Origin of the sequence: Corallincola platygyrae (genome assembly GCF_039544265.1) — a bacterium.
Classification (GTDB): Bacteria; Pseudomonadota; Gammaproteobacteria; order Enterobacterales; family Neiellaceae; genus Corallincola; species Corallincola platygyrae.
In genome coordinates, this window is sequence record NZ_BAABLI010000007.1 from 26,964 (window position 1) to 52,838 (window position 25,875).

General features: G+C 49.4%; 20 protein-coding genes. 9 read left to right on the forward strand and 11 right to left on the reverse strand.

The window, feature by feature from the left end; genetic code table 11:
* Nucleotides 1–10: 10 nt before the first annotated feature.
* From rsxC to ABEA14_RS04595, 8 genes are all read left to right on the forward strand, one after another.
* Nucleotides 11–1,534: an electron transport complex subunit RsxC gene (gene rsxC / locus ABEA14_RS04560; RefSeq protein WP_345338686.1), complete on the forward strand. Its 1,524-nt coding sequence runs from the start codon at nucleotides 11–13 to the stop codon at nucleotides 1,532–1,534.
* The gene (locus tag ABEA14_RS04565; protein ID WP_345338687.1) at nucleotides 1,534–2,547 is read left to right on the forward strand and encodes an RnfABCDGE type electron transport complex subunit D; all 1,014 of its coding nucleotides are present in this window, start codon (nucleotides 1,534–1,536) and stop codon (nucleotides 2,545–2,547) included. Before rsxC ends, ABEA14_RS04565 begins: the two co-directional genes overlap by 1 nt.
* A gap of 9 nt (nucleotides 2,548–2,556) precedes the next feature.
* Entirely contained in the window at nucleotides 2,557–3,297 is a 741-nt protein-coding gene (gene rsxG, locus ABEA14_RS04570; RefSeq protein ID WP_345338688.1) for an electron transport complex subunit RsxG, read from the forward strand.
* Nucleotides 3,294–3,977, forward strand: coding sequence for an electron transport complex subunit E (locus tag ABEA14_RS04575; RefSeq protein ID WP_345338689.1), 684 nt, complete (start codon nucleotides 3,294–3,296; stop codon nucleotides 3,975–3,977). The genes rsxG and ABEA14_RS04575 overlap by 4 nt, the downstream gene beginning before the upstream one ends.
* Nucleotides 3,978–3,989: 12 nt before the next feature.
* Entirely contained in the window at nucleotides 3,990–4,253 is a 264-nt protein-coding gene (locus tag ABEA14_RS04580) for an RnfH family protein (RefSeq protein ID WP_345338690.1), read from the forward strand.
* Nucleotides 4,254–4,485: 232 nt separating this feature from the next.
* A complete protein-coding gene (locus tag ABEA14_RS04585; protein WP_345338691.1) occupies nucleotides 4,486–5,022 on the forward strand; it encodes a flavodoxin in 537 nt (178 codons plus the stop codon).
* Between the two features lie 81 nt (nucleotides 5,023–5,103).
* Nucleotides 5,104–5,391, forward strand: a complete 288-nt coding sequence (gene cowN / locus ABEA14_RS04590) for a N(2)-fixation sustaining protein CowN (RefSeq protein ID WP_345338692.1) — start codon at nucleotides 5,104–5,106, stop codon at nucleotides 5,389–5,391.
* 91 nt (nucleotides 5,392–5,482) lie between these two features.
* A complete protein-coding gene (locus tag ABEA14_RS04595) occupies nucleotides 5,483–6,463 on the forward strand; it encodes an endonuclease/exonuclease/phosphatase family protein (RefSeq protein WP_345338693.1) in 981 nt (326 codons plus the stop codon).
* An 8-nt stretch (nucleotides 6,464–6,471) separates the two neighbouring features.
* Here the strand turns inward: ABEA14_RS04595 and ABEA14_RS04600 are convergent, their stop codons facing one another.
* The 11 genes from ABEA14_RS04600 to nifU all read right to left on the reverse strand — a co-directional run bounded on the left by ABEA14_RS04600 (nucleotide 6,472) and on the right by nifU (nucleotide 15,488).
* The gene (locus tag ABEA14_RS04600; protein WP_345338694.1) at nucleotides 6,472–6,726 is read right to left on the reverse strand and encodes a hypothetical protein; all 255 of its coding nucleotides are present in this window, start codon (nucleotides 6,724–6,726) and stop codon (nucleotides 6,472–6,474) included.
* Nucleotides 6,727–6,817: 91 nt separating this feature from the next.
* Nucleotides 6,818–7,504, reverse strand: a complete 687-nt coding sequence (locus ABEA14_RS04605) for a hypothetical protein (protein ID WP_345338695.1) — start codon at nucleotides 7,502–7,504, stop codon at nucleotides 6,818–6,820.
* 179 nt (nucleotides 7,505–7,683) lie between these two features.
* Nucleotides 7,684–8,886, reverse strand: a complete 1,203-nt coding sequence (locus ABEA14_RS04610; RefSeq protein WP_345338696.1) for a serine hydrolase domain-containing protein — start codon at nucleotides 8,884–8,886, stop codon at nucleotides 7,684–7,686.
* Between the two features lie 88 nt (nucleotides 8,887–8,974).
* Nucleotides 8,975–9,196, reverse strand: coding sequence for a hypothetical protein (locus ABEA14_RS04615; RefSeq protein ID WP_345338697.1), 222 nt, complete (start codon nucleotides 9,194–9,196; stop codon nucleotides 8,975–8,977).
* A 224-nt stretch (nucleotides 9,197–9,420) separates the two neighbouring features.
* Nucleotides 9,421–10,038, reverse strand: a complete 618-nt coding sequence (locus tag ABEA14_RS04620; RefSeq protein WP_345338698.1) for a methyltransferase family protein — start codon at nucleotides 10,036–10,038, stop codon at nucleotides 9,421–9,423.
* 183 nt (nucleotides 10,039–10,221) lie between these two features.
* Nucleotides 10,222–11,130 carry a nitrogen fixation protein NifM gene (nifM, locus tag ABEA14_RS04625; RefSeq protein ID WP_345338699.1) on the reverse strand — a complete coding sequence of 303 codons (909 nt, stop codon included), beginning with the start codon at nucleotides 11,128–11,130 and terminating at the stop codon, nucleotides 10,222–10,224.
* On the reverse strand, nucleotides 11,127–11,645 hold the full coding sequence (locus ABEA14_RS04630) for a nitrogen fixation protein NifZ (protein WP_345338700.1): 519 nt from the start codon (nucleotides 11,643–11,645) through the stop codon (nucleotides 11,127–11,129). The genes nifM and ABEA14_RS04630 overlap by 4 nt, the downstream gene beginning before the upstream one ends.
* A complete protein-coding gene (locus ABEA14_RS04635) occupies nucleotides 11,626–12,063 on the reverse strand; it encodes a nitrogenase-stabilizing/protective protein NifW (protein WP_345338701.1) in 438 nt (145 codons plus the stop codon). Before ABEA14_RS04635 ends, ABEA14_RS04630 begins: the two co-directional genes overlap by 20 nt.
* A 2-nt stretch (nucleotides 12,064–12,065) precedes the next feature.
* A complete protein-coding gene (gene nifV, locus ABEA14_RS04640; protein ID WP_345338702.1) occupies nucleotides 12,066–13,304 on the reverse strand; it encodes a homocitrate synthase in 1,239 nt (412 codons plus the stop codon).
* 40 nt (nucleotides 13,305–13,344) lie between these two features.
* Nucleotides 13,345–14,613 carry a cysteine desulfurase NifS gene (nifS, locus tag ABEA14_RS04645; protein WP_345338703.1) on the reverse strand — a complete coding sequence of 423 codons (1,269 nt, stop codon included), beginning with the start codon at nucleotides 14,611–14,613 and terminating at the stop codon, nucleotides 13,345–13,347.
* Complete coding sequence (nifU, locus tag ABEA14_RS04650; RefSeq protein ID WP_345338704.1) at nucleotides 14,610–15,488, reverse strand: Fe-S cluster assembly protein NifU; 879 nt, start codon at nucleotides 15,486–15,488, stop codon at nucleotides 14,610–14,612. The genes nifS and nifU overlap by 4 nt, the downstream gene beginning before the upstream one ends.
* A 1,243-nt stretch (nucleotides 15,489–16,731) precedes the next feature.
* Here nifU and ABEA14_RS04655 point away from each other — a divergent pair.
* Nucleotides 16,732–25,845, forward strand: coding sequence for a VCBS domain-containing protein (locus ABEA14_RS04655; RefSeq protein WP_345338705.1), 9,114 nt, complete (start codon nucleotides 16,732–16,734; stop codon nucleotides 25,843–25,845).
* The last annotated feature ends 30 nt before the right edge of the window (nucleotides 25,846–25,875 follow it).

Below are 25,875 nucleotides of genomic sequence, written 5' to 3' on the forward strand. Positions count from 1 at the left end.
GGAGCGCCCTATGAATTCTTTGACGAAGTCATTATCAAAACTTTTTTCCGGGCAGCCTTTTAACGGCGGTATTCACCCGACAGGCTACAAAGAGCTATCTCAGGAAACACCGATATCCACACTGGTGAGTCCGAAACGTGTTTATTTAACGCTTCAGCAACGTAACGGCTCGGTACTGACACCCATAGTGAAAGTGGGCCAACACGTTTATAAAGGCCAGCTGGTTGCAAAAGGCCCAAGTGATATGAGTGTGCCACTTCACTCGCCGGTAAATGGTGAAGTGATTGAGATCGCCCCCTATATCACACCACACCCCTCGGGAATCAAGGGCGCAACCTTAGTTATCGAAAACAACGGCAATCCGCGTTGGGGAGTAAAACATGAGCCCAGCAACCCGTTTGAACTGAGTCCAGAAACAATCGTTCGACGCGTGCTTGCAGCGGGCATTGTTGGTCTCGGTGGCGCAGGCTTTCCAACCGGGATCAAGCTGCGATTAGCCAACCAGAAAGGGGTTCACACGCTGCTTATTAATGGTGGCGAATGCGAACCCTACCTGACCTGTGACGATCGACTGATGCGGGAGAATGCGGCAGAGATTGTCAGTGGTGTGCGATTGATGTGCCGGGCGATTGGGGCGGCGCAAGCGATCATCGCCGTAGAAGACAACAAGCCGGAAGCGTTGCAGGCGATCGAAAGAGCCTCTTCTGAATCAGAAGAGATTAAGGTTCAAACCGTACCCAGTCTGTATCCCATGGGCTCAGAGCGTCATCTGATCAAGGCCGTGACAGGTCAATCGGTACCACCCGGGCAATTAAGTACCACGCTGGGCATTCTGGTGCATAACGTTGCTACCGCGCGTGCTGTGTTTCATGCGGTTCGTTACCAACGTCCGCTGATTGAACGTGTCATCACAGTCTCGGGTGGCGCGGTCGAAAAGCCCGCTAATCTGGTGGTGCCGTTGGGCACGCAGATAAGCCAGATCATAGCCGCGTGTGGCGGTCTGAAAATGGAAGCGGCTCGCATCGTCGCTGGCGGCCCCATGATGGGCCAGACAATTCCCTCCCCGTTTGTATCTGTCGATAAAAGCATGGGCGGCATACTGGCGCTTTCGCAAGATGAAGTGCGAACCGAACAAACCCATGATTGCGTGAGATGTGGGCGCTGCGTTAACGCCTGCCCTATGGGGTTAATGCCATTCCAGATGGCGTCACACAGCAAAGCCTCAGACTTCGACGGGGCTAAGTCGTTTGGTCTTGAACACTGCCTGTTGTGCGGAGCCTGCAGTTACGTTTGCCCTTCAAGCATACCTTTGGTCCAGTACTTCCAGCATGCCCGCGGCGCACTCAATGCCCAGCGAGCCATGACAAGAAAGTCCGGACAGGCACGCCAGCTCACCGAAGCGCGTCAACTGCGTTTAGCCAAAGAGGCCGAAGCCAAAAAAGCAGCAAAAGCGGCAGCCAAGGCCGCCAAGTCGTCACGCCGTAAACGTCCCGCTGCACGTCGCAGTAAAGCATCCACCGAGGGAGAAGCATAATGGTCCAGTTTTCACCGGTATCGGCACCTCATAGCCATTCGGGCAATAGCACGACCCACCTTATGTTTTGGGTAGTCGCCGCACTTATCCCTGCGACACTTTACGGATTTGCCCTGTTCGGCCTTAGCGCCGTCAAAGTCTGGTTGTTCTGTACTGTGACAGCGGTGTTTGTTGAAGCACTTTGTCTGCTGGCACAAAAACGCTTCTGGCGGGGCGCTCTGGATGGTTCGGCACTTCTGACCGGTTGGCTGCTTGCTATGAGCTTGCCACCTTCCGTTCCGTGGTGGGTCGCAGTGCTTGGCTCAACCTTTGCCATTGCGGTAGGTAAACAAGCTTACGGCGGATTAGGACAAAACCTGTTTAACCCCGCCATGCTGGCTCGGGTGATGTTGCTTATCTGCTTCCCGGTAGAGCTGACACTCTGGCTTGACCCGAGCCTGCCAGCGATGGGCGCAGATGGCTTACAGTTTTCAGCCGCCTGGCTTGGCCAAAACTACGATGGCGTGAGTGCAGCTACCCCCCTTGCCTTTCACAGCGGTCATGAATGGCAGTCTGATTGGCACATGAATGGCCTGTTTTTCGGACAACATGCCGGTAGCCTGGGTGAAACAAGCGCTCTACTGGTGGCGCTCGGTGGCCTGTTTATGCTTTGGCGCCGTGTGATCACTTGGCCTATTCCTTTTGCCCTCCTAGCTGGCGTTGCCGTACCCGCAGCGATTAGTCACCAGATCAATCCTGAGCAGTTCTTATCGGCGAGCACCCATTTAGCATCAGGAGGCGTGATGTTGGCTGCATTCTTTATTGCGACTGACATGGTGACGTCACCGGCCAGCGTCAAGGGACAGCTGGTATTTGGCATCGGCTGCGGCTTGCTGATTTGGCTGATCCGCTGTTTTGGCTCCTATCCAGAGGGTGTGGCGTTTGCCGTATTGATCATGAATGCGACCACGCCACTGATCGATCACTACCTGCGTCCAACCATCTTTGGTAGCCGCACGCAACTGAATGCTTAGGAGCTGCTCATGCCTGCAAAAGATATGTCTACGCTCATCGCCAATCTGTTCCCCTGCGTAGAAAAACTGAGGGACAAACTAGGCTATCAGGTGTTCCTGCTTGCCACATCGACGGGAATCGCCACACTTTTTCTGTTGCTGACCAACTTAGTGACTTCCCCGGCGATCGCTATGCGTGCCCAGGAAGACCAATTGGCGGGCTTAGCCCAGGTAATGCCACCCACACTCTATAAAAACGATATTTTAAGTACCAGGCAGCAACTCAGTGTACAGGGCCAGCAGTACCAGATCTTTACTGCAGAAGCCGAACCAGGCGTGATCACCGGGTATGTGTTGGAAACCGAAGCGCCGGGTTATGCCGGGCCTATACGACTGATTATCGGTGTTGCCATTGATGGCTCACTGATAGGTGTTCGCGTGCTCAGTCATTCCGAAACGCCCGGCCTGGGTGACAAGATCGAAGTTGCCAAAAGTGATTGGATCCGTTCGTTCGACGGCCATTCACTCGACAATACGTCGGCGCCAGATTGGGCAGTGAAAAAAGATGGTGGCAGTTTTGACCAGTTCAGTGGCGCTACCATTACCCCCCGCGCCATTGTCACCAGTGTACACAAGTCATTGCAGGACCTTAGCGAAGCCATTCAGGCACTGGCGAAACCTGAGCCTCAAGAAACGCTCACAACAGCGCCCATAACGCCCACTCAGCCTGCCGAACGCACGGTTCCGACTCTTCAGGAGGCATCATCATGAGCAACTACAAACAGATCTTTCGCGATGGCCTTTGGGGCAACAATGTGGTCATGGCCCAGAGTCTTGCGCTCTGTCCCCTGCTGGCGGTAACCACATCTGCAACCAATGGCCTTGGCCTTGGCTTGGCATCGATGGCTGTGATGATCTCCGCCAATCTGCTTTCTAGCTTTTTCACACCATTTATCAGTCGTGCCGTACGTATTCCGGTCAATATTCTGATGATCGCAACGCTAGTTACGATTACCGACCTAGCCCTCAATGCCTGGCTTCATCCGCTACATAAAGTGTTGGGCCTGTTCATTCCATTGATCGTTACCAACTGTGCCATCCTAGGCCGGGTTGAATCGTTTGCCAGCAAAAACAGCCTGCTCCCCGCCGCCGCAGATGGCCTGGCGATGGGGCTTGGCTTTACCTGGGTGTTGGTGTTTATGGGCGGCATCCGCGAATTAATTGGCTCAGGTACCCTTTTCGCCAACGCCAGCCTGTTGCTGGGTGAAAACTTCGCGTTCCTGGAAATGCAGATCATTCCGGATTACCGCGGTGTGCTGTTACTTATTCTACCGCCTGGAGGATTCCTGGTACTGGGCGCAATGCTCGCGGTTAAACGACTGTTAGAGCGTGTGGCTGAGCGCAAGCAAGCTGGCGCAGCCAACTGTATCGCCGTGGCCGAAGGCAAGTAAGGAGGATTGACCATGCAAATCAGTGTTGCTTACGCATTACCAGAGCAGCAGTTCTGGATCGACCTGGAACTGCCCGAATACGCCACAGTGATCAGCGCCATTAACCGCTCAGGTATTCAGGACCTGTTTCCTGATATCCAGCTGGACCAGCAAAAAGTGGGCATCTTCGGCAAAGTTGTCACCCTTGAAACGCGTCTTGTAGAGGGCGACCGCGTAGAGATTTATCGCCCTACGACTTGGGTGCCTGATGACGAAGATGAGGATGACGACGATTAATTGTTAGTTAAAGATCTCTAACCCATACAATGTCGCGGTTTTCGATTGTCGGATCTGCGACATTGTTCCATCTGTACATAGATAACCAATCTCACACAAAACAAATCTCGCTCGTTACCCATTGTTTTAACAGTATTTTTTATATGTTTATCACTGGCAACCTAATTGCAATTACTTCTACTAACGGCATCAAACGCCCTTTCATTTACGGCGGCTATTTAGGAGTAACACCATGGCTAACATAGGAATTTTCTTTGGAACCGACACTGGCACAACACGCAAAGTTGCCAAAATGATCCACAAGGCGCTTGGCGAAGATAAAGCGGACAAGCCCCTCAATATCAACCGAGTCGAAGCGGATACACTGCTTGCATACGATTTTCTGATCCTGGGCACCCCAACACTGGGTGAAGGACAGTTGCCGGGCCTCTCCTGTGACTGTCAGGCAGAGAGCTGGGAAGAGTTTATGCCCACCCTTGAAGAGATGGACCTGTCTGGCAAAAAGGTCGCGCTCTATGGCTTGGGTGATCAAATCAACTATCCCAATGAGTTTGTTGACGGCCTGGGCGAACTTTACGACGCCATTGCCGACGCAGGCGCAGAGATCGTTGGTAGCTGGCCGGCAGACGGTTACACCTTCGAGGAATCTGGCGCACTGGATGAAGACGGCCGTTTTGTTGGGCTGGTGATAGACAATGATAACCAGAGCGACCTTACCTCAGATCGTGTCGCGACCTGGTTAGCACAGCTTGAAAGTGAGTTGGTTTAGTTAAACCTTGAGTGAGGGCTGTCAGGGTAGCCCTCACTCCTTTTCTTTACTAAAAACCCTATGAAAACCTGCGGAGCCCCTGTGAGCGAGCAAACAGCACCCGACCGCTATATCTCATTCTGTGGTATCGAATGTGATGCCATGGCCGATGAGTTGATTGCCAAACTTGAACACAATATTTCCCGTCAAACCGGCGCACAGCAATGGCGTGATTACTTCACCCAAAAGCGAGTCGAACAACAAAAAATGGGCCGGGATAATTTGCATTTTATCGGCAATCAAACTAACCCACTCTATGAGTATTTTGAAGACTGTGGTGACGAACTGGCCACTGCCCTGCTTTATCAAATCGAACAGGAATGCTGTTAAGCACCTTAAGGAAATCAATTATTCATATGGATATGGAATATGGCATCTATAGTTGGAGTATTTCTCAAGACTCTGACACAAGGACGCCGTCATGCGAATTGCCACATTTAACGTCGAGAACCTGGATAGCAGCGCCGACGAAAACAACCCCACTCTGAACAAGCGCGTGCCCATTCTGCGCGCAGCGTTTGAACGAATGGATGCCGAAGTTGTTTGCCTGCAAGAAGTGCACGGCCAGGAAACTGATAATCACACCAGCAATGACCCCGACCGAATACTCTCCGCACTCGACGCCGTCGTAGAAGGTACTCGCTATCAAACTTACCACCGAGCAGTAACAAAAACCCAGGGCACACCCTATGACAAACGTAATCTGGTGATATTGTCAGAGTATGAAATTGAAGCGGCGTATCAGTATCGCAACGACCATATCGCCAAGCTTGCCTACCGCAAAGTCACTTCTAATCCGCCTGACGCTGATGCAAAAGACCTAAGCTGGGAACGCCCTATCCTTCACGCCAAACTGCACCTCCCCGATGGCAGCAAGCTCCATGTCATCAATCTGCACCTGAAATCTCGTCTCGCCTCAAATGTCGAAGGCCAAAAAAACGGCTTTAGCTGGCATAGCGCTGCGGGATGGGCAGAGGGCTACTTTCTATCGTCGATTAAACGTGTGGGTCAGGCATTGGAGACGCGGGTATTGTTAGATCAGATCTTCGATGCGCAGCCCGATGCCCAAATCGTAGTGTGCGGCGATTTTAACGCCGAGCCTGGCGAGGTACCGGTTGAAGCTATCGCCGGTCGGGTTGAAAACACCAACAACCCTAACCTGCGCCACCGCATGTTGGTGTCATGCAGCAATCATATCGCCGAATCGAACCGCTTCAGTCACCTGCATCATGGTCAGCCCAATCTGCTCGACCATATGTTGATCTCGCAGTCCTTGTTGCCCAGCTTTCTTGGCGCAGAGATCCATAACGAAAACCTGCATGATGAAAGCCTGCCATTTACTTTTGATAGCAAATATCCGGAATCAGACCATGCAGCCTTTGTTGGAGAGTTTGATTTGTAACGCGTTAGCTAACCCTGAGGGTCATAGAAAAAGATGGCATCACCATCAGCATCTACGATGCAGTTAAACACCTGCTTGGAGTATCGTTCAAGGTGAACGTCTTCTTCACTGTATGCCGCGTCCATATAGGCATTCCAGTCAGACTTAAACTGCTCGTGGCAAGCGTCAAACTGAGATTCCACCGCCTCAATACAGACCGTGTCCTCTTCGCCACACTCCTCGAGTAAGCCAAACTTCACCACATGACTTGCTGCGTCATTCAAAAGGGAGTCACATCCAGAGAGCAGCAAAGTAGACAAAAAGAGGGCGCCAACTAAAACATGAGTTTTCATATATCTTATTAACCAAGAATAACTAAAAAGGTAAGTCTGTATTAATTTTGAAGGATGTTGAGTCCGCGAGATTAAATATATAAAAACTCTCCTCACCTTCCTGTTTAGACACCATAATCATATCGTCATCTATCAAGTCATAGGAATCAAACCCACTAACTAGATCAGAGCCATCATAATTCGATGCATATAAATCCTTTGAATCATTTTTATCCAGAAATCCATCTCCATTTGAATCCTGTTGCACAATTGAATATAGATTCAATGCTTGTTTGTGACCAAACTCAGAGTCGGTGTCTTTCGCTAGCGAAAAATCTTGTATAAACGCGTGCTTGTCCAATAGAAATCGTGTGCTGCCATCGTCTCTGGCAAACATTAAATTAACTGGACTTGCATCGTAATAATCACCACCGCCAGCGAACAGATGCACCTCAACAGCTTCTATCTCTGATGAAGTTTGTACAACGTTTGACTTCAATTTAAAAACATACACATCTTTTATAGAAGTCAAAAAATCAAGTTTATAGATTGGTTCAACAACAGCGGTTTCACTTTCGAGAGAATCAACTACTTTAACCTTAGGTGGCTCATAACGCTCTCTAGAAAAATCTTTATAAAATTGATAGGAAAGAAACGAAATAAAGATTATTGCCCCAATAAAAATCAGTACTTGATTAAACTTGGTAATGAGGGTGTAGATCCTGCTCATACAACAGTTATTTCCTTATTCATTTATTACATCAGATTTTCGCATGCTGGCATCGATAAAGCTGTGACAAATCAGATAGTTTTATAAGTATTTGGTTGATGGGAGTTCTGACAAGCCTTGATGAACTATCAGGCGGGTAAAATCGGCTCTATCAGCCAGTAAAAAAAAAAGCAAAGCAACTACTTCAACATGGCGGGCAACAGGTGATCGTTAATCACGTCCGCCGTGTAGTCTTTGCTGCTGTAATTGGCACCAGTCATCACAACCACTGCGTTTTGTTCAGGAAACAACATGACTCGCTGCCCTCCCCAGCCATAGGCCCAGTAAGCCGGGATATCTTTATCACTCCCGGAAAACTGATGGGTCCACCAACCATAGCTGTATCCTCGTTGCCCCGAAGTCGCATCACCCGGCGGGCGTTGGTGAAACATATGGTTGTTCCATTGACTATCTGGTCCGGCAAACGGGGTGGCACTTACCGCGACCCAGGCTGGAGATAGAAGTTTTTGGCCATGCCATTGGCCGTCATTTAAAAACAGCATTCCAAACTTCAACATCTCGCGTGGCGTTAGCTTCTGGTCCCCTGCCGCATAAACTACATCGGTCTCAGCTATCCATAGCCATTCAACATCTTTGATGCCAAGAGGTTTAAACAAGTATGTATTGGCAAATTGTTCGATATCCATATCAGTGGCATGTTTGATGATCTCCCCCAGCAGGATGATGTTGCCACCACTGTAATTGAACCGCTCCCCTGGTGAACTCTCCATGGGCTTTGCCAATATGCACTCAATGGGATCCGGACACTTAAACCAAAGGTTTATTACATCATTCTGATCGCTTTGATAGGAGCTACCCCACTCATCCCAGGCTAACCCCGATGTCATGGTCAACAAGTGCTCTATGGTTATGTTGGCTTTTGCCTCTGTTTTGAGGTGCTGATGCTTAGGTAAGTAATCGAAAATTGATTGCTGCGTGCTTTTGATAAGCCCCATTTCAATAGCGATGCCAATGGTTGCCGCCGTTATACTTTTGCCGACTGAATGCACGTTGTGTTTTGTCTGAGAGTCCCAGTCGGTCCATGCACCATGAAAGCCAGCTCTGCCCCATTGAAAATCATGTCCGGGAAAGTACTCCTCAACCACTAGCTTGCCATCAACAAGTACCAGCATTGAGTGGATCTCGCCAAAGTCACCTTCCGCTATCGCATCCACCAGAACGCCAATGCTTTTTTCATCGATATTGATCTGAGGAAGCGTTCCAACTTCGATGCCATCATCAAGTTTTTGAGGTGGTTGGTACTGGTACTGAACTGGAGAGTCGGAGTTACAGCCTGCCGTTAACGAAGCCAAAACCAAAGTAACGCAAGCAGCAAATTTCATTAAAAAGCTCCGTTGAGCGAAGGATGGCGCTATCGTTTGAGTGCACTAGTAACCAAGCGGCTTTAACATCAGAACCTTAAATTTACTTCTAGAGATTTTTGATAGCTTTTACGAACAGCGCCAGACAGATAACAAAGGCAAACACCTGCAGAAAAGCGACGCCTCCGTACATCAGCAAATGTGACCAGTCGATAGCACCGTCACATTCAAATTCGCACTGTGGGTTGTGTTGCAACGCGATGTACATGATCGCAACGGCAGCGATACCGCCCAAAATGGCCGCTATGGTTGCGAGTTTTCTAGTTATCATCTTTTGCTCTTTAAAAATCTCTATATGTCTTGGATGCCAATCGCGATCAGCATAGTGCCGATGAGCAAAATCCTACGCAAAACAACACCCAGCCGATGACTGCGAGGCTGAGTTTGCGCGTGCTTTGGCAGAGGTCGTACTTTCAGCTAACAGTGGAACAGTGACTTCCATCTCAGGTTTCCCATCAATTACGTTGATTGAGCACGTGTTCTTGGCGAAAGTCGCTAAACCCAGCGGCGTACGCGTGACTTGTATTGCAGATAATCTTGCTTAAACCGCGCTTGCAGATGCGTCTCTTCCTCTAGGGTTTGACTGCGCAAAGCATATAGTCCAACCACAAGGCACACAGCGGTAAAGATGGAAGGTAACGCAAAAAAGAAACCGATTTGAGCTAACCCCACGCCCACAAACATTGGGTTGCGTGAGTATCGATACAAACCATCCGTTGTTAAGTTTTCAGGTTCCTGCGGCGCAATGCCTGAACGCCACTGTCGCCCCATTTTCATATGCACAGTCACCGCTAAGCCAAACCCAAAGGTAAGCAAAAGGGTTCCGGCCACCACATAGGGCGTAACGAATAAAAAAGAGCAAACACCGAGATAGCCATCTAACGAAGGGAAAACCGCACGAACAACACAAACCATCCATATCGCTGCCCGAAAGAAACGGAACAGCATATGGTTCCACCAAGAGGCACTAAGGTAAGGTCCCGGAAAAACCACCTCTTTTATACCGGAGCGTTTCTTAACGATAATTCTGATCGTGTAGAAGCCCGCAACAAAGGTAAAAAACGCCGCCAGATAAAAGCGCGTAAATTCAATGGCAAAAGATGATTCAGTCATTACTCAGGGATACAAACTGCCTGCTCTACTACCTCTAAAGGTAGATGCTTTTTAGTGAACTCACTCTAGCAGGCAAGATAACCAAAAGTTCAGAGGTGTGTCACGAGTTAAGCTCAGGCATAACAAAAGGGAGCCATTCTTACTCCCTTTATACGAACCAACCAATTGAATTAAATGATTTAGTTAACCGTCTAACGGTCGTTGTGTCGCCATCAGATTGGCCAGCCAGGTTTTCTTTTTCGCTTTCTTGGCGCGGTTTAGGTGTGCGTGGCGGATCTGCTCGCATGCATTCGCAAAACTGACCTTATGCTCAGGCATCACTTCATGGCAGAGGATCAGGTGAAAGCCCACTTCGCTCTCGATAGGCTCAGATACTTCACCTGCTTCCATGTTAAACAGCGCCTGGTCGATTTCTGGATATAGTTGCCCTTTCGGTGTCAGCCCCAACAAACCACCATGCATCGCCGTCGGACATTCTGAGTGGCGTTTTGCCAGTTGTTCAAAGGTTTCCGTCGTTGCCTGATGCTTGAGTTCGGTAATACGCGCCATCGCCTGTTCACGGGTATTTTCCGGAAAATCATCATTGATGGTTAGCAGAATATGGCTGACTTTTCGGCGCTCCGGCTGGGCAAATTTATCTGGGTGGCTTTCGTAATAGATAAACGCTTGTTCACGGCTGATAATCGGTACATCGCTGCAGATGTAGTCAAGAACGGTTTCAGCCTGTAGCTCCTCATACAACGCAAGACGAAGACCATCCAAGTCGAGCTGATTGGTTTGCAGCACCTTGTTGAACGATTCCTGATCGGGAAATCGTTTTGCCAATTCGGCCACGGCATCTTCTACCTGCTGAGGCTCTGTCACCACGCCAGCAGCTTCATTGGTACTGATAACCGCCCTCTGTAACTGAAACGTGCGGATGGCCGATTGTTCCAGCTCAGCCAGATCCACGTCAGAGAGCTCTGCTTCGGTGACACCAAATCTGGCCAAACAGGTTTTCATTCGAATATAGGCGAGCGGCGCATTGTCTCTCGCCATATCAAAACCTGGATGTTCGTTTTGCAGCGCTTCTGCTGCGCTTTGTTCCGTCACTGTACCGCTCCTTCCTTTTGCTTAAACCTGATCGCACGCTCTGGCAGTAGCAGTTCTCGGTCTTGCCATTGCACCCGGTATTCCGGGCCGACAGGCGATGATTCACTAGATTCCGTTTCACTCATATCTGAACGGTAAACGCCGAGAATGCTCAATGAGTCTCCGGCTTTGGCGAACACTACGCCGTCGCTTGAAAGCGAAATACTCAGCTCAACATCATCGCCATATTCAAAGGCATTGGGTTGCCAGGCCAATTCGCCGTCAATTAACTCACGTTCACGGCAACCAACCACTTTGTCGATATCGATAAAGTGAACTTGATAGATGATCTGATCCTGCAGAAAAACGCCGACATGGCGCACATAGCCCAATTCGCCGCGGCGCACCAATAACTTGCCTTTGTCCTGATGCGCGGTGCCGCTCTTCCCTGCTGCTTTCACATGGTAGGAGCCATCATCACGAATATTGCGAATCAGGCGTACCTTGTCTCCGGTTTCAAACTTTGCGCCGAACATGATCCGCCTCCTTCGCCATGCTAGCTGGCGCCCTCTCTGAAGCAATACAGGATGAGATATGCGCTGTCTCTACAAGGGGGGTATCAGCGGCAGGCACATCGTCATCACATGCGGTGCAACTTCCGCATTTTGACTCCGCCAAAGGCACGCTCTCACCATTAAGCAGCTGATTGAGGGCTGCTTCCAGCGCCTGACGATATCCGCGCCAGCCTTTGCGTTCATCCATCCCTTCAACCTGCTGGCCAAAATTACGCATCAACGCAATGCGGCGATGGCGGATCTGATCAGGTTTAAATGGGATCTCAAAAAAGCGCAGAAAGTCCTCCGCCGTGGCCAGCTCAGCCATCGCCAAATCCAGATCGCTGGCGGGCAAGCTGCATGGACTAGCTGAGCCACTCTCTAAAGCCAATTCACTCATTTTTATTCTCCTTCGGCGATATTCGCCAGCCCAGCATGGTTTCGGGGATGGTGGCACTGGGGTAGAACTTTCAGCCGCTCGGAACGAGACTCTTGTTCCTGCTTTTTCAGGTTTTCTTTGAGGTGATGTTTTACCAATTCAACCACCTGCTCAGGGGACGGGCTGTGTTTGTTCGCTTCTACCCATAGCGCCAAAATGGTACGAAAGTGCTCGCACTGGCTATCATCCAAATAAATCCCCTGCGCCAGGCAGAGGTTCTTAATCGCCTGTTTGCCAGAGTGTTTACCCAATACCAGCGCGTGTTGTCTGCCCAGTAATGCCGGGTCAAAGCCCTGATAGTTTTCGGGGTGTTTCAGCAAACCATCGACATGGATCCCCGATTCATGGGTAAACACATTCTGACCAACAATACATTTTTGCTGGCAGATACTGCGGCCAGCAGCGGCGGCAACCTGATCGCAGATCTCCGGCAAGGTACTTACAGAGATACCCACTTTGCCGCGATAACGGCCCTGGCGGATCACCTCCATCGCCATCACCACCTCTTCTAGGGGCGCATTACCTGCACGCTCACCCAAACCATTCACCGTGGTATTTACCGAATGGGCGCCAGCAGTAATTGCGGCCAGGGTATTGGCGGTGGCCAAACCCAGATCGTTATGGGCATGCATCTCAACTTGCAGCCCGGTGTAATCTACCAGCCCACTGATAGTCTCTTCGGTGGTGAAAGGGTCAAGAATGCCCAAGGTATCGGCAAAACGGACACGGCTGGCACCGGCCAGTTCAGCCTGTTCAGCAACTTGATAGAGAAACGCAGGATCGGCGCGAGAGGCATCTTCCATCCCAACACACACCTTTAACCCTTCATCCAGAGCGACTCTGACATGATGTTGAATGCGGGACAGCACCTCAGCGCGACCGATGCCCAATTTGTGTTGCATCTGTTGGGGAGATACCGGGATTGAGAGATCCACCCAGTCCAAACCTAAACCACGACAGGCATAGATGTCGTCAGCGACCATTCGGCACCAGGCCATGGTTTGAGTGGTGGTAAGAGAGGCCGTGATAGCCCCCATCACCTCTCGCTCACGGGCGCCCATGGCGGGAATACCAATTTCCAGCTCTGGCACACCCACCGCTTCCAGTTTCGCCGCGATCGCCAGTTTCTCTTCCGGCGTAAAGGCTACCCCTGCGGTTTGCTCACCATCGCGCAACGTTGTGTCATTAATGATCACAGCCATAGGCTACTCCTATGGGCGACGAACCGTCGCCACACTCAGATCAGGCAAATACCGGGGCAAATTCCGCTTCATGGGGTTTGCCTTCCGTTTCGTTCCAGTATGGCGACATGGTACGAAGCTGCTTAACGATATCTGGCAGTACCGCCAGCACCTGATCGATCATTTCATCGGTGGTAAAACGCGACAGCGAGAAGCGAATGGCACCGTGCGCGGCGGTATAGGGAATATCCATTGCCCGCATCACATGGGATGGCTCCAAAGAGCCCGAAGTACAAGCCGAGCCTGACGACGCCGCAATGCCGTGTTGATTCAGCATCAGCAATACAGACTCCCCTTCGATATATTCGATGGCGATGTTGCAGGTATTTGGTACACGATTACTGGCATCCCCAGTCACAAAAGCATTGGGAATACGCGCCAACAAACCATGCTCCAGACGATCACGTAACATGGCGATACGGGCTGTGTCCTCCTGCACTGAACGCATGGCCAGCTCAGATGCTGCCCCCAGTGCAACAATGCCACTGACGTTTTCAGTACCAGCGCGACGACCGCGCTCCTGATGACCACCACGCATTAATGGACGGTACTTGGTGCCACGGCGAATATAGAGTGCACCCACCCCCTTGGGGGCATGAAACTTGTGGCCCGAGAGCGACAGCAAATCAATACCACTGTTCGCCACCTGAATGGGGATCTTGCCTGCAACCTGCACCGCATCGGTATGAAACAGCACACCATGCTGTTTAGCTAAATCGGCCATTCCTCGGATCGGAAACAAGGTGCCAGTTTCATTGTTGGCCCACATCATTGAGACAACAGCAACCTGGTCGCTCAGTGCAGCCTTATACGACTCCATATCGATGCGACCTTTCTTATCCACCGGGATCCAGTGGATGGTGTAACCCTTACGCTGCAAATGTTCACAAAGCTGCAGGGTCGCCGGGTGTTCTACTTTGGAAGTGATGATCTCCTTGCGATCCGGCAAAGCTTCTATCGCAGACATAATGGCGGTGGTCGACGCTTCCGTCGCACAGGAGGTAAACACCACTTCGCTGGCAAATTCGGCACCAATTAAGCCCTGCACCTGCTGGCGCGCAGTTTCAATTGCCTGCCCTACGGGGCGACCAAACTGATGTATTGAAGATGGGTTGCCATAAAACGACGTAAGAAATGGCAACATGGCATCGACTACACGCGGATCAACCTGCGTAGTCGCGTTGTTATCCAGATACGCACCTTCAATCGGATCAGGTAATCTGGCACCTGATAACGGGCTGGTATAAGAAGTTTTGTTAAAAAGACTCATGACACACCTCCTGCCTCAGGGATGCGAGCGCCGCCCACAGGGTAAACCGTGATTGACTCACCCAATGCTTCGCTCAGACGCTGTTCAATCATTGCCAATGTCGCACCTGACAAACCACAACCTGAACACGCACCCGTTAGAGTCAAAAACACCATGTCATCATCGATATCTGATAGCTGTACATCGCCACCATCGGCCTGCAATTGTGGCCTGAGTTGGTCGAGCACCTCTTCCACACGCTTTACTTTCTGCACGATAGAAGTGGGCGCTTTAGGCGCCACTTCTGTGCTTGCGCCAGCCGCCTGGTAGTCTTCAATACACTCTTCCAGCACCCACTCGATCTTCTCGTGGCATGCGGTACAAGCACCCCCCGCTTTGGTGTAATGGATCACTTCTTCCAACGTGGTCAGGCTGTTTTGTGCCACCACTTTTTTGATCATGGCATCATCGATAGCGAAGCACTTACAGATAAGCTCACCCTCTTCGTGGTCATCAACAAAGGTTTCGCCACGATAGTTGGCAATCGCTGCGTGCAGCGCTTCCATACCCATCACCGAGCAGTGCATCTTTTCAGGCGGTAAACCATCCAGGTAATCAGCAATATCCTGATTGGAGATAGATGCCGCCTGTTCCAGCGATTTACCAATGATGATCTCAGTGAGTGCGGATGAGGAGGCAATGGCGCTGCCACAGCCGAAGGTTTGGAATCCGGCGTCTTCAATAACTTCGCTGTCAGGATTGACCTTCAAGGTGAGCCGGAGTGCATCACCGCAACTGATTGAACCCACATCGCCAATGGCATTGGCTTCTTCAACGACTTTTGCGTTGCGCGGCGTGAAAAAATGCTCTTTCACTTTCTCTGAATAGTTCCACATAAGCTTCGCCCTATGTTGTTAGCCTGGATAGCTGTGTGCATGGATAGGGCGACAACCAGGATTGCAGGGAAGCATTGCGATGCAAATTTGTCACACACAGCCCTATCTCTGTGGGGAACCGTGAAACACGGGTAGGCGCTGTGCCCAGAAGACGTTAAATGCTTCGCTGCAACCACTGGTTATCACACAGCTAGGCTGTTGCAATCCGAGTGCCTTGTCCGAAGCATTTATCTATCTTTATGGTTTTGTTACGTTTTTATAAATGTGGGAGATGCTACACAAAGAATGTCAGAGATTTTGTCGCAAAGTTTTTGTGAGCTTTGTCATGTTTGTGACAAGGGGGTTAGTAAGGCGAATTTCGAATTGGTTGTAACGTGATCTGGTAGGCTTCGACCATAGGGCGGGACCAAACTTGATAGACGAGTTTGAGCCAGTAGCAGACATTCACCGGAGCTCGTTTTTGGATATGAATGAGCCAACAAGCAAAAGGCAGTATCCACTGATATGTACTCGCTCAGATTTCAGACCACGCCTGGAAGCTGAGTCTTAGCATAACAAGATCCTCCCCCTGCCATATGATATCGATGCTGAACGAGACCGACTTCCACTGTTGGATACACTTGAATGCTCTCTTACAGCAAAAAGTTGTATAGATTAGCTTTCCACCATTGAAAAAACCAATTAATTTAATCAGTTAGTTGTTAATTCAATGCACCTATTCCTATACTTATCCGAAGTTATTGTGTGTGCAATTGGACAGGTATCCTCCATGGCTACTGAAGACAAGAAACACTATAAACCAGGCTCCCCAGTGAAAGGCTCCTCAGAACCTAAACGAAAAGCTCAAGCCAATCAAAAGGTTCGATTGTTTTCTCAGGTAAAGGTTAGTGTTCCGATACCGCGTGAGCTTTTAATGATCCTGCCATCATTGTCCTTAAGCGACTCCAGTGAGCAAGCCTTAGTGAACAGTCAAGCTATCAACGTAGCTGAGGCCAGCACACCGAGCGCTGATAATCATCAGCCCACAGCCCAAAAACCTCTAGCAGAGGTAAAAACGAACCAACCAGACATAGAAGTTACAACTGAACCGGTCACTCAAGTCGGTGTCCATGATGAAAAGCATGTTCCGGTCCATCACTCTTCACATCACTTATCTACCAAGCTTCACCCAGTCGTCCATTATTTCGTTGGTCAATCGCTGGTTCCCAAAGTGCTGGAGACTTCCTCGAAACCGGTGCCAGCTGTGGATAGGCAAACGGTTCCAACGCACTCGCAACAACCCGTCACTTACATAGATGAAACTATCAAAGGGAAATACGGCTCTTTGCATGTAGATGTCAACGGTAAGTACACCTTTACGCTCGATCCCAAGTCACCTGCTTATGTTCTTTTACAAAAACAAGAACCTGGAACTGACACCTTTACTCTACATCTCTCAAATGGTTCCACAGCAATTGTCCAAATCCCAGTTCAAGGTAAACAAGATGCACCTTCTATAAAGGGAGATTTGCACGGGCTTGTAACGGAGGACCATAACGTTGATTCCGAGGGATTAATTACTACTTCGGGTAAAATTGACGTAATTGACCCAGACCATGGTGAAGGCTCAGTAAAAGTGGAAAAGATCCACGGTCAATTCGGAACCCTAAAGATAAACTCAGACGGTCAGTGGCAATACCAAGTCGATAATACCCAGAGCAACATTCAAGCTCTTACTCAGAAAGCCGAACTACACGAATCATTCACCATCCATACCAAAGACGGGACACCACAAGTACTTAACATGACCATTGGTGGTGAAAATGATAATGCTGTTATTGCAGGAGTTGATGCCGGCACGGTCACTGAGGAATCTCAGCTACAGACATCAGGCACTCTGACTGTTACCGATGTTGATGCAGGCGAAGCGCACTTCTCCAATACAGATATAGTTGGCACACTCGGCACCCTGCACCTAAAAGACAATGGTACGTGGACTTACGATCTGGATAACACCAACCCGACAGTTCAAGCGCTAGGCAAAGGCGCTACCGCCATCGATACTATTACCATTACATCAGCCGATGGTACGACGCACCAAGTTACCATTACCGTGAACGGTACTAACGATAAAGCCGTGATTGCAGGTACAGACACCGGTGCTGTGACGGAAGAGTCTCAACTTCAAACCTCGGGCAAGCTGAGCATTACTGATGTGGATACCGGTGAAGCGCACTTCTCCATTACTGATATTGTTGGCACTCTAGGCACTCTGCATCTCAAAGGCAATGGTGCCTGGACTTACGATCTGGACAACACCAACCAGACTGTTCAAGCGTTAGGCAAATCTGCTACCGCCACAGACACCTTCACCGTAACTTCGGCGGACGGTACAACCCACCACGTTACCATTACAGTGAACGGCACCAACGATGCAGCTACCGTGAGTAGCGCAACCGTGACTGTCGATGAAACCGACACCGCAGTCACCACCTCTGGCACCCTAACCAGTACCGATGTCGATAACCCAGACAACGCCTTTACACCAGATTCGATCACTGGCACCAACGGTGATTTGACCATCGACGCCAACGGACACTGGACGTTCACCGCTAACAGCGCCTTCAATCAAATCAACGTTGGTGACAAGGTCGAAGAGACCTTTACCGTCACTTCAGTCGATGGCACGCCTTCAACCATTAAAGTCACGGTTAACGGCACCAACGATGCCGCAACAGTAAGCTCAGCAACGGTAGCTGTCGATGAGACCGACTCAGCGATCACCACCTCAGGCACCCTAACCAGCACCGATGTCGATAACCCAGACAACGTCTTTACACCAGATTCGATCACTGGCACCAACGGTGATTTGACCATCGATGCTAACGGGCACTGGACGTTCACCGCCAATAGTGCGTTTAATCAACTCAATGTTGGTGACAAGGTCGAAGAGACCTTTACCGTCAATTCAGTCGATGGCACGCCTTCAACCATTAAAGTCACCATTAACGGCACCAATGATGCGGCGACGGTAAGCTCAGCAACCGTGGCGGTGGATGAGACTGATAGCGCAGTCACCACTTCAGGCACCCTAACCAGTACCGATGTTGATAACCCAGATAACGCCTTCACTGCCTCAACACTGCACGGTACCAACGGTGATTTGACCATCGATGCTAACGGGCACTGGACGTTCACCGCCAACAGCGCCTTCAATCAACTCAACGTTGGTGACAAGGTCGAAGAGACCTTTACCGTCACTTCAGTCGATGGCACACCTTCAACCATCAAGGTCACCATCAACGGCACCAACGATGCCGCAACGGTTAGCTCAGCAACCGTAGCAGTGAATGAGACCGATACCGCAGTTACCACCTCAGGCACCCTAACCAGCACCGATGTCGATAACCCAGATAACGCCTTTACTGCCTCAACTCAACATGGCACCAACGGTGATTTGACCATCGATGCTAACGGGCAGTGGACGTTCACAGCTAACAGCGCCTTTAATCAACTCAATGTTGGTGTCAAGGTCGAAGAGACCTTTACCGTCACTTCAGTTGACGGTACGCCTTCGACAGTTAAAGTCACTATCAACGGTACTAATGACCGCCCTACTATTTCTGGAGTCTCAACTGGAAACATCATCGAGCAAGGTTCCAGTACTCCGGGAACAGCCGATGCAACTGGAACACTGACAGCTTCAGATTTGGATACTGCCGATACTGTTAAATGGGCAGTAACCCAGCCTCAAGGACAAATGGGGACACTCTCCATTGACCAGCAAGGTCACTGGCATTATCGATTAGACAATACAATTGGGAGCGCGACAGACAAGTTAGCGGCTGGTGAGCATCAATCAGAATCCTTTTGGGTTACAGCCACCGATAGTGCTGGAGCAACCGTTCCTCATAAAATTGTTATCGATGTACAAGGTAGCAACGACAATCCAGTAGTTAGTGGTTGGACGCAGCTCCCTGCCGGAAAAGAAGATCAACCAGTAACAATAAAAGCATCGGATCTTTTGGCGCATACGAGCGATGTAGATACTACCGATATTTTGCATGTGAGTAATTTGCAGGCCACACACGGTAGCCTCACAGACAACAAGGACGGTACTTACACTTTCACACCAGATAAAGATTTCAATGGTGAGATTAAACTAACGTACGACGTAGTTGATGGACATGGTGGTAGCGTCAGTACTCAAGCAAAATTCGATCTTACGGCGGCTCCTGATAATGCCATTATCACCGATGCTCAAACCAATGCCGATCTGCGTGGAGTTACAGAAGATCGTGGCTACATAGATACTCATTACCAAATACACTACGAAGGCAAATTAAACATCCAAGACCCTGACGCAGGTGAAGCCCAGTTTGATCCAAACATTGGGCCACAAACCTATCAGGGTATCGGCTATGACACGAAGCTTGGTGGACATGTAGTGCTCATGCGTGACGGCCACTACACCTACACGATCGACAATCGCAATATACAAAACTTGGCGCAAGGTGAGGTGAAACACGATTCTGCGGTAATACGATCGGTAGATGGCACCACACATACCATTGAGCTGACGGTTCATGGCACTAACGATGCACCTACCATTAATGCTCAATCTCATTCGGTTATGGAAGGCGGTAGCGTTCTGCAAGGGCAAATGGTCGGTCAGGATATAGATACTGGCGCGTCATTAACTTATAGCGCGCCCCAGGTTGATGGTTTGGTGGTAAATCCAGACGGCAGTTACAGCTTCAACCCTAGTCACTCTGCATATCAATCGTTAGCATCAGGTGTCGCTAAAACCCTTACTATTCCAATCACTGTCACAGATGAACACAACGTAAGCAGCACTCAAAACCTCTCAATCACCGTCACAGGGGTCAACAACTCAGCGGTTATTGGTGGTGTGGATACTGGGGGTGTCACAGAAGGCAACGCCGGACAAAACATGTCTCCAGATTACGCCCAACCAGGTATGGCTAAATTAGGACAAGCGGCATTATCAGCTACTGGTAAGTTGGATATTTCTGATCAAGATAGTGGTGAGTCACAATTTGACCCTAAAGGTGGCGCTTGGAACAACTCGTACCATGGTCAGTACGGACACTTACTATTAAACACTGATGGTACCTGGCATTACCATGTTACGGTTGGTAGCGTTGACTGGGTGGGCAACAGAAAAACAACTGTTGGAACGACCATAGACCAACTAGGTGAAAATCAAACTCTTACAGATACCATTACCGTTTATTCTAAAGACGGTACGTCACACGACATTGTTATTACGATTCATGGAAGCAACGACAAACCTTATTGCGCTTCTGAAGTACAACTAAATTCGGGTAGAGAAGACTCCGCCCAAACCATCACGACAACCGAGTTACTGGCTAATACTGTCGACGTTGACGCTAACGATACTGGCAAACTCGTTATTGCTAATTTGCATGCTGATCATGGTTCAATTCGAGACAACCACGACGGTACTTATACTTTCACTCCAGATAAAGACTATAACGGTCAAGTACACTTCACCTACGATGTAAAAGATGCGCATTCAGGTGTGACGCATACGGGGGCTAGGATGACGTTAGCGCCAGTAGGTGACGCTGCAATAATTGCCGGCACCGATACAGGTTCAATAACCGAAGATAAACACGTTTTGCCAGATTCAATGCATCGCATTCAAGTGGTGGGTAGCCTTTCAGTATCGGACCCTGATGCTGGTGAAGACCACTTCAGAGCGTCGGGAGCGTTTGGACATGAAAGGGCTATCAGTGACCCCTTCCAAGGAGAAATGCACATCGACCGTTATGGCAATTGGGATTACGTTCTAGCAAATGGCAATCCAGCAGTACAAGCCCTAAAGCAAGGTGAAACGAAAGATGTCATCTATGAGGTTCATTCTGCTGATGGGACGTCACACCTTATTACAATTACTGTTACAGGCACCAATGATGCTCCCACAGTATCATCATCAGTCACCTTAGCGGCAGGAAGAGAAGACTCAGGTGTGACCTTGCAAGCCTCTGACTTACTTGCTAATGCCAGTGACATTGACCATGACGCACAACTGAGCATACACAATCTCTCTGCCGACCACGGAAAAGTTACAGACAACCATGATGGTACTTTCCGTTTTACACCAGATAAGGATTACACTGGTCCAGTCCAGTTTAGCTACCAAATACAAGATGAGCATGGTGCGTCTGTACAGCAAACCGCTTCGATGAACCTAGCTCCGCAAGATGATGCAGCGGTTATTGGCGGAAAAGATACGGGAGATGTCACCGAAGACCATAATTTGGCTTCAAGCGTTTCAGGGTTAGCCGGACAGCTGGATACGTATGGCACACTGACGGTAACGGATCCAGATGCGGGTCAGTCTGAGTTTGATGCCAAGCTTTTAGCTAACGCATACCATACCCAGCTTGGCGGACGTTTGTACATCAATGACAGAGGCGATTGGGGTTACTCAGTTGACAACAGTAAACCTGCTATCCAACAGCTCGGGCAAAACGAAACCCTCACTGACACCATCACCGTTCACTCCAAAGATGGCACCACCCACGATATCGTCATCACCATTCATGGAACCAATGATGCACCAACGATATCGAGTGAGGTACAACTCAACTCGGGTAAAGAGGACATCGCTCAAACTATTACAGCAGCAGATTTGTTGGCCAATGCTATCGATGTTGATCATAACGACCAAGGCCAACTGAGTATCGCCAATCTCATGGCCGACTATGGTTCGATAAAAGATAACCACGACGGTACTTATACTTTCACTCCAGATAAAGACTATAACGGTCAAGTACACTTCACCTACGATGTGAAAGACGCTCATTCAGGTGTGACGCATACTGGAGCGAACATGATACTGACTCCAACTGGAGATGCGGCTCGTTTCTCTGGTACGGATACGGGGGCTCTTACCGAAGATCACCACGTTCAAGGTGATGCTCAACACACCGTATTTACAACAGGTGTTTTGGATGTCATTGACCCAGATTCTGGGGAAGATCAATTTAGAGCAACCCGAAACGCTCATGCATTGCATGATCCGTATGGCGGAACACTCACGATAGGTAAAGCGGGCGATTGGTCTTACAGTGTGCCGAATGGCAATGTGCAGCATTTAGGTAAGGGGGAGACTCACCAAGTAAGTTATGAAGTGCAAAGTGCCGGAGGCGATAAACATACTATTACCCTCACCATCCACGGCACTAATGACGCCCCAACGGTATCTGCTGATGTACAGCTCAATCCAGGTAAAGAAGACGCGACCCAAGTCATCACCCAAGCAGAACTCCTTGCTAATGCTACTGACATCGACAGCAATGATCGCGGTCAGCTTTCTATCTCTCAACTTACCGTGGATCACGGCTCGGTTTTAGATAATGGTGACGGCACATACACGCTACTTCCAGAAACTGATTACAGCGGCCCACTGCACTTTCACTACCAAGTGAACGATGCCCATGGAGGAAGTACTCCAGCGTCTGCTGCCATGACTGTGGATTCAGTTAATGATCGGCCTGACGTGCAGTCAATTGATGAACGATTGAAAGAAGATTCAAGCAATCACCACGCTGTTGATCTACTCACAGGCGCAACGGACAAAGAAGGCGACGCTTTATCTGTTTCGCAAATCAGCTACTCAGTCGACGGTGCCGCTAAGACCAATCATTTACCAGACGGTTTTACTTTAGGGACAGATGGCCATTCCATCGTCGTTGATGCTACCCACTCTGCATTTCAACATTTATCGGTAGGTCAAACACAGCAAGTTGTGGTGAGTTACCTTGTCGATGATGGGCATGGTGGGCAAACTCCGCAAACGGCAACCTTCACTATTGAAGGAACGGACGATAAAGCCGTACTCACATCCAATGTCATTCAGATGACTGAATCTGAGGCGTTAAAGAGTAAAACATCGGTTTATCAAGGTAATTTGCAACTGACCGACCCCGACACAGGGGACCACACCCAGTTCGCGTTTAGTGGGCGTTATATGGGGCAAGGTTATGCGCCCGGAAGCTTGTATATTTGGCCAGATGGTTCTTACAAGTTTACGATGGAATATGCAACGAACCGTCATGCCGATGATCTGGTCGATAGTTTACATCAGGGGGAGTCTTTAGAGTTCCCATATCAAATCAGGACAAGTGATGGCCAAAGGCTCAATATCATCGTTAAAGTGACGGGAGAAGATGACAATGCGCGAATCACCGTTGGTCAGTACTCATCACTTGCCAATCACGCCTATGAAGATAACTTAGCGCCGGGCAGCACGCCAAATCAAGTTTGGAGTGGCGGTAATCTACATGTTATCGATCCTGACCATGGTCAAGCAGGTTTTGTCGCGCAAAGCTTTGACACACAGGAAGGCGGTCACTTCTCAATCAATGTTCGAGGAGTATGGCAGTACACCATAGACAACTCCAAACTTCAGCATTTGGGTGAAGGACAAAGCTACCAGAAAACATTTACGGTCGAATCCATTGATGGAACGGCTCAGCAAGTAATTACAGTAACAGTTCACGGCACTAACGATGATCCAGTGGTGACAGCATCAATCACTTTGCCACAAGGCACCGAAGATACCCCCGTTGTGTTACAGGCATCCGACTTATTAGCGAATGCGACTGATATTGATGACAACAGTCACCTGTCGGTTCACAACCTGACTGCCGACCATGGGATGGTCGTCGATAACCATGATGGAACATTTAGTTTTACACCCGAACAAAACTACAATGGAAGAGTCGTTTTTCACTATGACGTCACCGATGAACATGGTGGACATGTTCAAACCAACGCTTCCATGACCCTAGCGCCAGTTGATGACAAAGCCGTATTTTCAGGGCAAGACACAGGAAACGTCACTGAAGACCAACAGGTTCAAGGTAACAGCCAACAAACGATTTTTACCACCGGAGTTCTCGATGTTACCGACCCCGATTCGGGTCAAGATCATTTCCACGCCACTCTCAACGCTCATGCCCTCCATGATAATTTCGGGGGTAGTCTTTCAATTAGGCAAGCTGGAGATTGGACCTATAGTGTTCCCAATGCCAATGTTCAACACCTATCCCAAGGTGAAACCGCTCAAGTTGAATATGAAGTACAAAGTGCCAGCGGTGAAAAACATTCCATCGTCATTACTATTCATGGCACCAACGACACTCCGACAATCACTAGCCAGACTTCTACTCCATCCGTAGATGAAGACTCAGGCCTAACCGCAAGCGGTTCAGTGTTGATATCGGATGTCGACCATAGCGATCACCTTTCCGTCGCCATTGATGCTCAACATCAGCCGAAATTTGGTCAGGTCGTCTTTGATGACAAAACAGGAACATGGCAGTACCAGGTCAATGACAACAATCCGACCGTCGACGCTCTCAATGACGGTGACACTTTAACCGACAAGTTCCGCATTACAGTTGATGATGGACACGGAGGCACGGCATCTAAAGAAGTACAAGTTGTCATTAATGGACATACTGACAGACCAATTACCCCAACATTAGTTGTCTCCCCGCAAATAACTGGGGGTGCAGGTCACCAAGACCTTCATGCCTCATTGGGCACACCACCGCAGCAAACAAGTGGTTCGCAACATAGTGGTTGGGGAATAATGGGAGCAGCTGGCCATGTCGTCACTAGCCTACATGGTCAGTTTGGTACGTTACACGTAGACCCAAACACTGGCCATCTAGATTACGATTATGGGGCATCTTCGGGTGTAATCAAAACACATACCGGTGGCAGTTATGGAGCCGGTACCGATGAAACTGACACTTTCATTCTAACTGTAGGCGGCGCGCAAAATTCACAAGTGGCGGTTCACTTGCACCTTCACTCACAATCCGTTCATGGTCACAGTGGGCACCATATTGATTTAACAACGCTTACTGGTATTGATGTTTCACCATTAGCGCCCCCACCGCCTCCGCCACCAGTTATGTCGCAGGCTGACGAGCCTATGGACGAAGAGTCACTTGAAGCTGACGTTATGTTGACTTCAGATGACGTTACTAATGACGAAGAACAGGGCACTAAGCAAGATAATTTTGCAAACACCGAAGACACTCAACATGGTGCGGCCGCATATCTCTCTGCATTGGGGATTGAGCCTGTAAAGGCTGCTTCCGATATGCCTGGGCAGGTAGCATTACCTGACGATATTGATCTGGTTCTTGCAGATGACACGGATTCGATAGACACATCATTTGTTGGTGCTGATGAGTTGGAATCAGCCTTGCAACATGACGATGATAAAGGCGATAAACATACCGACCTCATCAATCCAGATGAACATCATGATCAAGACGACCCGAGCAGTTTCATTGACCCTTACTAAACCAAACCATAAGAGAACGGGCAGCGAATA